The following is a 13,348-nucleotide window of genomic DNA, read 5'->3' on the forward strand; positions in this document are numbered from 1 at the left end:
CACGGTAAGTGTCTTTAGCACATCGCCCTCCAGCCTGATTATAACAGGTAGAAAAGTCCTCTTTGCAATGGTTGTTTCGCTTTCGCTAATTGCTCCAACGGAACCACACCTCTCTGCTTGCCGACAATAATAGTATGACCGGTTTTCGTTTTTTTAATCATGTTTATTAAAAAATTTCATTGCCCGTTATCCGCCGTGTCCATGGCCTTCTGCAGCGTGTCCGCCGTGATGATTCTGATTCTTCACTTTCTTAGACCCCGATAAGGGTTCTTGATTTCCACCCGGATTATTGCGGTTCTTTACATTGCCATTATTAACAAGATTGTCACCTGCAGAATAGTTTTTAGGTTTAGACATAGCTCCTCATCCTCTCTTTTACGAATTTGTTCCTTCGTGATTTAGAGCATCTTGATGCCTATGGTCGTTGACCTTCTGCTGGATTTGCTGCGCATTATGCGCGTTCGCCGGATTCGCATCTAGATCCTTAGCCACATTTTGCAGGTTCTTATCTGCACTCTTTTGCTTCGTCATCAAGGTGTCCTCCTTCTATTAAGCGTTGGTGACCTTCTGCAATGCCTGCGCACACTCATGAATATGCCGCACATAATCATCGATTAGCGACTGTATAACATCACTTCGTTCGTCAATATGCGTCGTTCCTTGCTGTACATCGGTTAGTTCAACCTTCACTTCTCTGGCGTCCACATACGTCACTTTAAAATCAAACGAATAGCCGGTATGCCCCGCCGTCATAATGTGCACACGGACAGCGTCCGCATCGCCTTCATCTGCCCATACCCTTGTTGTATCAGCAGGCTGGAGAACGGTGGGCATGACGCGCATCCACTCTTTCACGATTTCAGCTTGATCCACGCTAGGCTTATCTGATTTGCTCATAGGTAACACCTCCACATGATTAAAATGCGGAAGCCGCCTATCTTTTATCCATGTAAAAAAACACCTACTCCCCGGCACGAATGAGAAATCGTGTTTTCGGAATAGGTGTTAAGATTAGCTAACTATTGAATCATTTGCTGCCAAAGCATACCCAACATCTTCGCCGCCTCTTCACGTGAAGCCAAATCCTTCGGCGCGAAACGATTGCCGGATTTCCCGGAAATAATGCCGGCTTGCTGCATCGCTTTCGCTGCATCTACAGCGAAGGCAGGGATCTCAACGCTATCTGCAAAAGATGCTGAGACCGCGACTTGCGGCAAGCTAAACTTCTGCAGCGCGGCGAACCTAGCAATCATCGTTACCATTTGCTCACGCGATATGTTAGCTGCTGGTGCAAATTCACCTGCGCGTACGCCGCTTGTAATGCCGTTCTGGGATGCCCATTGTACAGCCTGGGCATAATAGCTATCCGCCTTCACATCGTTGAAGGTGACCGCTTTATACGCGCCTAGATTTGCGCCCGCCATGCGAGCCAGCATCAGGGTGAAATCCGCACGGGTAATTTGTTCAGCTGGCGAGAATTCACCTTCTGCTGTTCCATTGATAATATTACGTGCGGCTAAGTAAGTAATATAGCTCTTCGCGAAGCTTCCTGACGTATCCCCAAACGTAACAGGTGAATACCCCACCGCGTATTGTGAGAAGTGGCTTACTTTAAAAATTAATGTGCCAGTAGCAGCATCGAAATAGCTGTTCGTCACTTTTACGAGCTCACCGTTATCAGCAATGTAGTAGGCTACAATGGCATTTGTGTCCTCATTAGCTGCCGGTTTATAAGGTACTTGAACCTCTACCGTACCTCCATTGAAGCTTGAAACTGTATTGCCGCCTGCTGTGATCGTAAAGTCGAAGACTGGGCGGCCGCTTACTGCTGCTTCCAGCGCTTCCTTAGCAGCCGGAGTCCAACCTTGCGTTGCTGCCTGCAGGTCTGCTTTACGGATCGAAATATCTACTGTACCGCTCGTCGCGGCACCCTGTACAGCACCCATGGCCTGTTTGTCTAAAGAAATCTGACCAAGTCCTGATGACAACGTAAGCGTATCTGTTGGACTGCTTGCAATGCTTGCAAAAGCTTCGGTTGGCAGACTGACCACAGCTTGCTTCGCCGCAGGGTCTACAACCGTCTTAATTTCTAAGACAGAAGCTTTTCCGTCCGTATGCCCCTCGGTTACCTTAGCTAAAGCCTCAGACACCTGCTTGCTGGATACAGAGGCTGTCGCCTTTCCAGCGCTGTCTAACGAGCTTTTTACGTCCGTTGTCGTCTTAATAGTCGTATCGCTCTTCTCTACTGTGCTTGTCGCTTCTGATGCGGCTGGGGCCGCCCCTGTCCCGCTTCCGCTAGAGTTGGAGCTGTCTCGACTAACGGTTATCTTATATGTCTTTGTCGATTGATCTTGTGCCGTAACCACAATCGTGACCACATTGCTGCCTACAGCCAAATCTATCGTGCGAGGTGTTGGCCCTACAAAGGCAGTTCCGTTCACAGTCACCGTAGCCGCTGGATCAATTGCTGCTGGAGCCACGGTCATCGCGTATACGCTATTTCCAACACTCATGGCATAATCCGTTTGTTTACTACTAAAGGAAGGTGCGATTGTTCCCCCCACTATCGATAATGCACTCAAATCTGCAATATCAATCAAATTAGCAGCACTCACATTTTTAAATTGATTGTAGTCAGCCTCCACTTGCTTAGCGTAGTCTTCACCTAAGTTGACTATTGTATCTCTGATGGTACTCCAGTCGGTGTTCAACGCAGCAAGTGCATTTGCTTCAAAACTGTATCCCAAATTGCGATCAGCCCGCGCATGTGCATAAGCATAGGCCATAGCGGATGCCTTCAATAAATCTTTATATGCATTAAAATCAGCGAATTTACTATCATCGTAATCGCGATCAAAGGCTGAGATTTTTCGAATCAAAAACGTTTTGGAAGCGCCGTTCAACTCGCCGACAAACGGATCATCAACTGAAGACAACTCGTCATAAGCTTTTTTCGCACGGGAAGCGTCTTTGCCTACATAGGCTGAATAATCCAGATTCACAAAAGTGTTCCCCAACAAAGCAGGCGCTTTCTGCTGTTTTACATCCAGAATTAGGTCATCATTCGTTCCCGTTGTAGCACCCTCAATTAATACGAAATAGCGCCTAACCCCGATGCTCCCAAGTCCTTTTTCAATAACCCGTGCAATATCTTTAATGGCAAAGAATTGGTCTTTGGATGCTGTGGATAATCTTGTTTGATTCACATACCCGGACCAGTTGTCTTTGATCTCATTCCATTCGGCAGAAGATACGGCAAGCAGCTTCTCATCAGCCGTTGTCGAACTTGTTGGAGTTGCTATTTCTACAAAGCTACGCTCGCCATTCACCACTTTGGTAAGTCCTTTGATTTTCTTAGCCGTGTTAACGTCAAGCACATCTTTGTTCGAAAGATTATCTAGCAGACCTTCACTCGTCGAATTCCCGTAGAAAATTTTCAACATATAACCGGTGTTGGAAAATCCGTTTGAGAGCAAGAAATTTTCATCAATTTTGGCTGTGTTCTCGATATCATTTCCTTGAACACTTGCCAGCGTTGATTTATACTGCTCCAAAAAGTCCTTAGCCGCTTGACGAGTATCCGCAGCGCTTGTTTCCTTAGTACCGCTAACATCATCCTTCGTATTATAAATACTTGCAACAAAACGGATCAAATCGAAATAGAATGGGGCTACGAGCGATTCATCCGGATCATTTAGATCAAAATAAGGTTGCCCGTCATTATGATCGAAGAAGCCGACATTACGCGTATGAGCATCGCCTTCAATCCATGTGTTGATACCGCTCCAAGTTGACCAAGCTTGTGGGACAGGGATAATCGTTCCTAAATCCTGATAAAATAACGGGCTGTTACCACGGAAGAACTTATGCGGTTTCGCAGCCATTTCCGAGTACTTATAGTTTTTATCATAGACGTCTGAATGAAAGGCATTAGCTTGTTTTAGTGCTGTAATAACCGTATTTTTGCGGGGAGTATCGTTAAGTAGCGGTGCTCCTGGTCGCTTGACAGTAATCCCGGAAATCGTATCCGAATCTTCGCTAGCTTCCGCAGTTACAGCTTCTTTTTTTATCGTAATCGCAAGAATAACATCATTTAGAATCGGCTGTGCAGCTGTTCCACCGATTTTAAAAGTCACAGTTTTGTTCCCATCGCCAACTGCTGTAATCGTTAATCCATTTAGCGAGGTGCTACCTGTTACTGTGTAATCGGATTGATTTAAATTACCATTTTTCACAATGCCATTTCCTAGCGTAATAACAAAGGTACTGTCTGTTGTCGATACGGAAGTGGATGTAGCCATTTGAATCGTGGCATCTGTGACTGTCCCTGTTACCTTGGTAACTCCTCCAAACTTCAGTAGGGTCATTCCCGTAATGGCATCAGACGGCCCGTAGATCCCTCCTTGAAAGGCTGAAGGAAGTAGGGTAACGGACAAAGGCGTATCTACTACGACATCTGTGCTTGCTTGCCCCGTGATCGTGAACGTCATGACACTTCCAACCGCAGTAGCCGAAACGGATAAACCAGCTGGCAAATTGCTAATTGTAAAATCTGTGCTAGGTATCAACGTAGCTTTGGGCACCCCATATGTAGCTGTAAGCTGAAAAGTAGCATTCGAAGAATCGATAGCCACAAGTGAACCCATAGAAACTGTATTATCTGAAATATTAGCAACCGCTGTTGCAAATGGCTCTATTCTTGAAGCACTATTTTGCGGATTCACCTGCGATTTATTGGCCGTTACTTCAAAATCTGAAGCATTATTCCCAATCTCATAGCCATTCCCAGCGTTAAGACCACTTCCTGCTGGAGTTGAGCCGTTAGCACTGAGCGTGCTTAAAAAAGTTCCATCTGATGGATTTACCGCTTTGCGAATAATACTTTTTTGAGCACTACCACCTGGTGCAGGCGCAACTTTGGAAATACTCGCTCCTCCGTAACCAACGAAATCTACGATACTTCCTCCTGAGCTTGCACTAAAATCAAAATCTGCTGCACTGCTCAGAAGTGCAACAACCCCGCCATCCTTATTCATATTTAAGTTAGTATCCGTCGCATCGGCACCCTCAATCTCTTTACCGGAGCCCGTACTATACCCTGATGTCCAAGGTCCTACGCCAAGTTTAATTAAGTAATAGCCATGAGGCTGAATATCTCCTGTGAGAGATACTTTTGCTCGATATACACTGTCCGTTACACTCGTCGTAGTGTCCTGACCAGCTGTATTGGCCTTTAAGAATTGAACACTCCACGTATTCAAACTTTGCACACTATTGGTTGGATTATAAAGCTCAATGAAATCATTTTTGTAGGGAGAATCTGTATTATGAGCCCCACCACCGAATATCTCACTAATAACAATATGATTCGCTGCTGCAGCTTCTGCCTTTGGCAAAGTTCCTGACAAGTACCCGATATTACAAACGATGGCTGCAATAAGTGCTAATATGATTGACTTTTTAAGCATTAGCTTCACTTTTTCCACTCCTCTTATCATGGATAATCTCGTCCATTATAAGAAAAGCACCACCTACAAAATACCCATTTTCCGTTAAATTATCATGTAGATTTTGTAAACCCTATATTACTTTCTTCCTTTGCCCTTCGAAAAATAAAAACAAAAAAAGCCACACGATTTCGAGAATCGCATGACTCTTTGGTTGGGTATTACCTTGGCTACGGAGAGGGTGGGATTCGAACCCACGGAGACCTTGCGACCTCGGCGGTTTTCAAGACCGCTGCCTTAAACCACTCGACCACCTCTCCACGATAGGCGTCTCCGATTAGGGAGACGACCTTGTGCAGTGACAAAAAGCATTGTAGCACATAATTGTCACTTGATGCAAGTCTTATTTTTTCGTGATGACTTTCACGTTGTTCATGTAAGGAACAAGCACGTCAGGAACGATGATCGAACCGTCTGCTTGCTGGTAATTTTCAAGAATCGCAGCTACTGTTCGGCCTAAAGCTAAGCCAGATCCGTTCAGCGTATGTACGAATTCCGGTTTCGCCTTCGCATCCCGGCGGAAACGAATATTCGCTCTGCGCGCTTGGAAGTCTTCGAAGTTACTGCAGCTGGAGATCTCGCGGTATGCGCCGCTGTTTGGCAGCCATACTTCCAAATCATACGTCTTCGCGGATGTGAAGCCAATATCGCCTGTGCAGAGTGACAACACGCGGTAAGGGAGCTTCAACAGCTGTAGGACGCGCTCAGCATGCCCTGTAAGCTTCTCCAACTCCTCGTAGGAGTCTTCGGGCTTAACAAGCTTTACAAGCTCAATTTTGTTGAATTGGTGCTGTCTGATTAAACCACGTGTATCGCGGCCAGCGGATCCTGCTTCCGAACGGAAACAAGCACTGAACGCTACGAAATTAACCGGCAGCTGTTCATTCGTTAGAATATCTTCACGATGATAATTCGTGACGGGTACTTCTGCTGTCGGAATCAAGAAATATTCCGAATTCTCAACCTTGAACACATCTTCCTCAAACTTCGGAAGCTGTCCTGTTCCCGTGAGGCTGTCACGGTTAACGATATAAGGAGGCAGCATTTCTTCATAGCCATGCTCATCACTGTGCAGGTCCATCATGAAGTTGATTAATGCTCGCTCTAGACGAGCTCCTAACCCTTTGTAGAACACGAAACGCGAACCCGTTACCTTCGCCGCCGCTTCAAAATCCAAAATGCCCAAGTCCTGCGCTACTTCCCAGTGCGGCTTCACTTCGAAGTTGAATGTAGGAATGTCGCCAATACGGCGTACTTCCACGTTCTCTTCTTCCGTACGGCCTACAGGTACGCTGGCATGCGGCATATTCGGAATGGAGAGAAGGACTTGTTGTAATGACTCGTCCAAGACACGAATCTCGTCATCAAGCTCTTTAATGCGGTCGCCGACCACTTTCATTTCTTGAATTAGATCATCTGCATTTTCTCCGGATCTCTTACGCCCCGCCACCTCTTGGGAAACGGTGTTGCGGCGATTCTTCAGCTGTTCCGTTTCTTGCAATAGCTCTCTGCGCTTCACGTCTAGTTCTGTGAAGCCATTAAGCTCTTCGATCTGCTTGCCGCGGTTTTGCATGGCAGCTTGTACAGCTGCTAAATCACTTCGAAGTAACTTTACATCAAACAAGGAGATTCCTCCGTTAGCGCAAAATGGTTTGTATATGGAAGCAAGCACCCATACCGGCAATCCGGTTAACTCGGGGTGCTTGAACCGTTATTTATGCTTGGCTTTGCTTTACCATGTCTAAGAAATAACTGTGCAGACGGAAATCGTCCGTCAACTCTGGGTGAAACGATGCCGCAAGGAGATGCCCTTGCCGCGCGGCGACGATTTGGCCGTCATACGTGGCCAATACATCTACATCTGGTCCCACTTTCTCAATAAGTGGGGCCCGAATGAATACCGCGCGCACGTTCTCGTCAATGCCTTTGATCGGCAAATCCGTCTCAAAGCTTTCGCGTTGACGACCGAACGCGTTGCGAGCTACCGTAATATCCATCAGCTCTAGATGAGCTTCTGGTTGTCCGGTAATCTCTTTCGCGATAACAATCAACCCCGCGCAGGTGCCGAATACCGGCTTGCCTGCTGCCGAGAACTCACGTAACGCATCGATGAAGCCATACGTACGCATAAGCTTACCAATCGTCGTGCTCTCTCCGCCAGGGAGAATAATGCCATCTAGCTCAGCAAGTTGCTCGGTGCGTTTAACAACGACACCTTCAGCTCCCGCCTTTTCAATGCCTCGAATATGCTCTGCTACCGCGCCTTGCAGCGCGAGAACCCCTATCTTCGTCATTACCAGCCGCGCTCCTGCATACGCTCGGAAGCTTGAAGCTTGGAAATTTCGATTCCCTTCATAGGGGCACCAAGGTTTTTGGAAATTTCAGCAATCAATTTGAAATCTGTGTAGTGAGTTACAGCTTCAACAATCGCTTTCGCGAATTTCTCTGGGTTATCGGATTTGAAAATACCGGATCCAACGAATACACCATCAGAACCAAGGTGCATCATCAGCGCTGCATCAGCAGGTGTGGATACACCGCCAGCTGCGAAGTTAACGACAGGCAATTTACCTGTTTGGTGAACTTGCAAAAGCAACTCGTAAGGAGCGCCAAGTGTTTTCGCTTCGAACATCAACTCGTCCAAAGACATGCTTTGAACTTTACGAATTTGACCTTGAATCGTACGCATGTGACGAACTGCTTCTACAATGTTACCAGTTCCTGGCTCACCTTTGGTACGAAGCATGGAAGCTCCTTCGCCGATACGACGCAAAGCTTCGCCAAGATCGCGGCAACCACAAACGAAAGGTACCGTAAAATCACGCTTGTTGATGTGGAATACTTCATCCGCAGGAGTAAGTACTTCACTCTCATCGATATAGTCAACGCCTAGGGATTCAAGAATCTTCGCTTCAACGAAGTGACCAATTCTTGCTTTCGCCATGACTGGAATGGATACAACTTTCATAACATCTTCAACAATTGTTGGATCCGCCATGCGAGATACGCCACCAGCTGCACGAATGTCAGCGGGTACGCGCTCAAGTGCCATAACAGCGGACGCACCAGCTGCTTCAGCGATTTTAGCTTGCTCGGCGTTCATAACGTCCATAATGACGCCGCCTTTTTGCATTTCGGCCATACCAGTTTTAACGCGGGAAGTTCCTGTTTCCATTCTTTATTTCCTCCTATAGCTTGTATGCCAATTTCGTTGCAGTTCCCTACACGATTCGATAATAAACTTCTAAACAATAATTTTACATGAAGGATGGGCAATATACAACCCATTTTCTGGCCTAAGAGCCGCCTTTGATCCCATTAAACATATCACCGAAGAAGTTTTTAATGGAGCGGAACAGTAGGCGAATCCAGCTGCCTTTTTCAACATCGCCATCTGCAATCAGATCTACCGTTTTTTCTTGACCATTATAGGTTACTTTTACTTTGCCCAGTGTGTCGCCTTTCGCAATTGGAGCTACGAGCTTAGCCTCTTCAACAGACTCCGTCGTCACTTGGAAATCTGTATCTTTTGCGCCTTTTCTAGCAACGAACGTTAAACCTGTTTTCGTAACAAGAGGTACTTCCAATTGTACACCCTTCTTAATGTTCACACTTTTCAAAGAATCTATCGTCTGTTTCGCATTCAAGAACGGTTTTATCTCAAAATTATTAAATGCATAGTCCATCAGCTTGCGTGTTTCATTGAAACGCTCTGGTTCTGTCTTCGTCCCCATAACAACTGTAATCATACGCATACCGTTACGTTCTGCCGTTCCGGTAAAGCAGTAGCCTGCATCGTCGGTAGAACCTGTTTTCAAGCCGTCCAACCCCGGATACGCATATTTCTTAAAGTTAGTGTTCGTTGAATTTCCTTCAAGCATCCAGTTCCAGTTAATCATAGGTGATTTATCTGTTGCTCTCAGCTTCAAGGAAGGGATCTTCGTAAATTCTAGAATTTCTTTATGATCCTTCAAAATATTATAAGCAAGAATCGCCGCATCGCGAGCTGTCATCTTCGTCTCACCCTCAATGGAAGCAGGTGGATTCTTGAGATCCGCACGTGAAAGTCCAGTCGCACTAATAAAATGTGCTTTATCCGACATGCCAAGCTGTTTCGCTTTGTCATTCATCATTTTCGCGAAATTCTCTTCCGTACCGCCAAGCAATTCAGCAAAAGCCACAGAAGCATCGTTCGCGGAATAAATGGACATCGCATTGAACATATCTTTGAACGTCAACGTTTCGTTCTCGGCAATCAACTGCCCGGAACCAATGACATCCGCCGCATTCTTCGTAGCTGTCACAGGTGAATCCCATTTGAATTTGCCTTCTTTAATACTCTCCATCGCTAAATACTCGGTCATCATCTTCGCCATACTTGCTGGTGGAAAAGCCTCATCCGCGTTCACTTGGAACAGGACTGCTCCTGTACTAGCTTCCATGATTATTGCAGATTTAGCTGCTACTTGAGGTTCATTTAGTGCCGGTGCAGGCGTCGTTCCTGCATTAGGAGCAGGCGTTGTCACCGCTGCAGGCTTTGGAGTTGCCGAAGGAGAAGGCGATGCCGCATAGGTTGGTTGTATATGTAAAAGTAAGGATTGAGCAATTAAGCTAACACCTAACACCAAAGCAACCTTTTTCTTTGTAAAACGTAAAAATCTCACAATTTCACTCTCCCTAAATGATGTTGGACAAAATATAAGACACGTTATATTGTAACACACCCCATTAGACAAAAAAAAGAAAACGTGGGTTCAAATCCCACGCCTCCAATTATATCCATATTGTGACACTTTATAAGGATCTTTTAGCAGAGCTAAAAGTCTCTCATCTACATCGAGTAATTTGGTGCTTCTTTTGTAATTTGAATATCATGCGGATGGCTTTCTTTCAAACCTGCCCCCGTAATGCGAACAAATTGCGTATCATGAATAAGTTCTTGAATGTTGCGTGCTCCACAATACCCCATACCTGAACGAAGTCCACCTACCAATTGATACACTGTATCGGCCATTGGCCCTTTATAAGCCACACGACCTTCGATGCCCTCTGGTACAAGCTTGCTCTCGTTCTCTTGGAAATAACGATCCTTACTGCCTTCCTTCATAGCGCCTAGGGAGCCCATTCCGCGATAAACCTTAAACTTACGTCCTTGGAAAATCTCAGACTCACCCGGACTCTCATCCGTTCCCGCAAAAAGACTACCGATCATAACCGCGCTAGCTCCCGCTGCGATCGCTTTAACCACATCACCTGAGTACTTAATACCGCCATCAGCGATAATCGGAACACCAAATTCAGCAGCTGCTTGCGCACAATCATAAATCGCTGTAATTTGAGGAACACCAATCCCTGCAATAATACGAGTCGTGCAAATCGATCCAGGACCAATTCCGACTTTTACCATGGAAGCTCCGGCTTTGATTAAATCACGTGTACCATCACCTGTTGCCACGTTACCAGCGATAATCGGAAGCTCTGGATACTGTGCTCTTAGCTTCTTAACAGTCTCTGCAATATTAATGTGATGTCCATGTGCGGAATCCACTACGATGACGTCAATACCCGCTGTAACAAGCGCTGCGGCTCTCTCGATCACGTCTTTAGATACTCCAACAGCTGCACCTACAAGTAAACGTCCTTGCTTATCTTTGGCCGAGTTAGGGAATTGAATGGCCTTCTCGATATCTTTAATCGTAATTAACCCTTTAAGACCAAAATTCTCGTCTACCAAAGGCAGTTTCTCAATTTTATGTTTCTGAAGGATGCCTTCTGCTTGCTGAAGCGTTGTTCCAACGGGTGCTGTTACAAGACCTTCCTGCGTCATCACTTCTTTAATTTTAATAGAATAATCATGTACAAAACGCAAGTCGCGATTCGTCAAAATACCAACTAAACGATTATTCTCATTCACGATCGGCACACCAGAAATCCGATATTTCGCCATCAACTCTTCTGCATCATAGACATGATGCTCAGGCGTCAATGAGAACGGGTTCGTGATTACGCCGCTTTCTGACCTTTTTACACGATCAACGTGTTCAGCTTGAAGCTCAATGGACATATTCTTATGAATGATTCCGATACCGCCTTCACGAGCCATAGCAATCGCTAGCGCAGACTCCGTCACTGTATCCATAGCAGAGCTGATAAAAGGAATATTTAATTTTACACCAGGTGCCAGTTCCGTCGAAATGTCGATCTCCTTACCGAACACTTCTGACTTTCTCGGAACTAACAATACATCATCAAACGTTAAACCTTCTTTGCCAAACTTATCTTCTCTCACAGCGTACCATGTCCTCCTTAAAGCCCTCTAACTGAAAGCTTGATTCATAAGCTTCTATTTCATTCTTCCGTGTATGATTGCAATCTTAACAAAAGCCCATTTTTGGTGTCAAGGAAAAGGACGAGCAACCAGCTCCCCCTCACCTTGAATAAGTCTATTCCGTTAACGATAGGAGTACGTACTGCTCGGATTCCATAGCAAAAACTGCTCAACCCCCTGCTCCCTCGCCGCTTTGATCTGCTCCTTAACATCAATGGCACCATATTTCTTATGTGGCTTGACCCATGTGGCTGTAAAATCCTGATACCAAGGCCTAATCTGAGCAGTCTGCTGATTTGACCGTGCTAACTGCCGATTTTTCCAATTGGCGTCGTTAACGGCTTGATGAATGACCGCATAGGGTTGCAAATCCGGACTTTTGATGCCATAAATACCACTCGTATAGTGAGACGGATACAGCATCGGAGAAATGAAATGAACCTCCTTACTGATCATCGCCCAGTCCTGTCCAATTCCCATATCATTCGCCATCGACGTTGTTAACCCAAACACATCTGCTGAGATATAAGCTTGATCCCCAATCCGTTCCTTCGCTGTATGCAAAAAGGTTGCGATATCTTGCGCTTTGCTTAGCTTCTGCGGGTTATCAAAAATGACCTCACGGTCCACCTTCTGCCCATTCTCCGGAAACCTCACATAGTCGAACTGGATCTCATCAAAACCGAGTGTAGCCACTTCCTTCGCAATCTGAATATTATAGTCCCATACCTCTGTTTTAAAGGGATCTACCCAAGCGATTCCCTTTGGGTCCTTCCAAACGCTTCCGTCTTTATTTTTCATAGCCAATGTACTTTTCTTTTTACTTAAGTAGGGATCCTTAAACACGACTAATCTGGCAATCGTATAAATATGTTTCTGCTTCAATCTCTGCAGCTTAGCTTTCAAATCTTGTATGATGACATGGCTGTTCGCCCCGATCTCATTGACCAAAGGAACCGTTGAAGGGTATGTCACCTGACCTGAATCATTCTTAACATCTATCACCATGGCATTTAGATCGGTTTGCTCTACAAGCTCAATCAATTGCTCAAATTTATTGCCTACGGCGGACCAGGCAGAAACATAAATACCTTTCACAACCGGTTTACTTGTACTCTGAAAAGAAGGCGTTGCCACCTGATTTGTCGCAGGGCCGATGCTCCCCATATAACTCAAAGCGTGAAGTGGATTCGCTTCTTCCTTCACTTCATCGATCTTAGCTGAGCATCCATTCATCATCAGCGTTACTAACGAACAAAGACATACTCTGCCTATCCATTTCATGCTGCTTGTTGTCCTCATCGTCATCCCTCCTCGTAGGATTAGTATGGTTAAAAAAGCAACATTTACAGATATAAAAAAAAGAGTCTTTCTGGAAATTCATCCAGAAAGACTCTTACTTATTGCTTGGCAACGTTCTACTCTCCCAGAACCCTGCGGTTCAAGTACCATCGACGCTGGAAGGCTTAACGGTCGTGTTCGAGATGGGAACGCGTGGATCCCTTCCGCCATC

General features: G+C 45.6%; 10 protein-coding genes, 1 tRNA gene and 1 rRNA gene. All 12 read right to left on the reverse strand.

Annotation, left to right across the window (positions count from 1 at the left end):
- Positions 1–186: 186 nt before the first annotated feature.
- Positions 187–357, reverse strand: a complete 171-nt coding sequence (locus tag AC58QM_RS33810; protein ID WP_497258940.1) for a small acid-soluble spore protein P — start codon at positions 355–357, stop codon at positions 187–189.
- 18 nt (positions 358–375) lie between these two features.
- The gene (locus tag AC58QM_RS33815; RefSeq protein ID WP_310501147.1) at positions 376–531 is read right to left on the reverse strand and encodes a hypothetical protein; all 156 of its coding nucleotides are present in this window, start codon (positions 529–531) and stop codon (positions 376–378) included.
- An 18-nt stretch (positions 532–549) separates the two neighbouring features.
- The gene (locus tag AC58QM_RS33820) at positions 550–897 is read right to left on the reverse strand and encodes a hypothetical protein (RefSeq protein WP_497289113.1); all 348 of its coding nucleotides are present in this window, start codon (positions 895–897) and stop codon (positions 550–552) included.
- Positions 898–1,019: 122 nt separating this feature from the next.
- Positions 1,020–5,468: a DUF2252 family protein gene (locus AC58QM_RS33825; RefSeq protein ID WP_497289121.1), complete on the reverse strand. Its 4,449-nt coding sequence runs from the start codon at positions 5,466–5,468 to the stop codon at positions 1,020–1,022.
- A gap of 212 nt (positions 5,469–5,680) precedes the next feature.
- Positions 5,681–5,767: transfer RNA gene (locus AC58QM_RS33830), tRNA-Ser, on the reverse strand.
- 83 nt (positions 5,768–5,850) lie between these two features.
- On the reverse strand, positions 5,851–7,131 hold the full coding sequence (gene serS, locus AC58QM_RS33835; RefSeq protein ID WP_497289114.1) for a serine--tRNA ligase: 1,281 nt from the start codon (positions 7,129–7,131) through the stop codon (positions 5,851–5,853).
- A gap of 91 nt (positions 7,132–7,222) precedes the next feature.
- On the reverse strand, positions 7,223–7,801 hold the full coding sequence (gene pdxT / locus AC58QM_RS33840) for a pyridoxal 5'-phosphate synthase glutaminase subunit PdxT (RefSeq protein ID WP_068669666.1): 579 nt from the start codon (positions 7,799–7,801) through the stop codon (positions 7,223–7,225).
- Complete coding sequence (pdxS, locus tag AC58QM_RS33845) at positions 7,801–8,682, reverse strand: pyridoxal 5'-phosphate synthase lyase subunit PdxS (RefSeq protein WP_056611791.1); 882 nt, start codon at positions 8,680–8,682, stop codon at positions 7,801–7,803. Before pdxS ends, pdxT begins: the two co-directional genes overlap by 1 nt.
- A 121-nt stretch (positions 8,683–8,803) precedes the next feature.
- Positions 8,804–10,171 carry a D-alanyl-D-alanine carboxypeptidase family protein gene (locus AC58QM_RS33850; protein WP_497289115.1) on the reverse strand — a complete coding sequence of 456 codons (1,368 nt, stop codon included), beginning with the start codon at positions 10,169–10,171 and terminating at the stop codon, positions 8,804–8,806.
- Between the two features lie 167 nt (positions 10,172–10,338).
- The gene (guaB, locus tag AC58QM_RS33855) at positions 10,339–11,796 is read right to left on the reverse strand and encodes an IMP dehydrogenase (protein WP_497289116.1); all 1,458 of its coding nucleotides are present in this window, start codon (positions 11,794–11,796) and stop codon (positions 10,339–10,341) included.
- Positions 11,797–11,958: 162 nt separating this feature from the next.
- Positions 11,959–13,137 carry a putative glycoside hydrolase gene (locus AC58QM_RS33860; RefSeq protein WP_497289117.1) on the reverse strand — a complete coding sequence of 393 codons (1,179 nt, stop codon included), beginning with the start codon at positions 13,135–13,137 and terminating at the stop codon, positions 11,959–11,961.
- Between the two features lie 103 nt (positions 13,138–13,240).
- Positions 13,241–13,348: ribosomal RNA gene (gene rrf / locus AC58QM_RS33865) — 5S ribosomal RNA — on the reverse strand; the annotation flags it as partial.

This window comes from Paenibacillus sp. J22P165, assembly GCF_059692015.1.

Coding starts and splice junctions, on each gene's coding strand:
- pdxS (WP_056611791.1), bottom strand. CDS start 8,682: ATGGAAACAGGAACTTCCCGCGTTAAAACTGGTATGGCCGAAATGCAA.
- AC58QM_RS33860 (WP_497289117.1), bottom strand. CDS start 13,137: ATGAGGACAACAAGCAGCATGAAATGGATAGGCAGAGTATGTCTTTGT.
- AC58QM_RS33810 (WP_497258940.1), bottom strand. CDS start 357: ATGTCTAAACCTAAAAACTATTCTGCAGGTGACAATCTTGTTAATAAT.
- AC58QM_RS33825 (WP_497289121.1), bottom strand. CDS start 5,468: ATGCTTAAAAAGTCAATCATATTAGCACTTATTGCAGCCATCGTTTGT.
- AC58QM_RS33820 (WP_497289113.1), bottom strand. CDS start 897: ATGAGCAAATCAGATAAGCCTAGCGTGGATCAAGCTGAAATCGTGAAA.
- pdxT (WP_068669666.1), bottom strand. CDS start 7,801: ATGACGAAGATAGGGGTTCTCGCGCTGCAAGGCGCGGTAGCAGAGCAT.
- AC58QM_RS33815 (WP_310501147.1), bottom strand. CDS start 531: ATGACGAAGCAAAAGAGTGCAGATAAGAACCTGCAAAATGTGGCTAAG.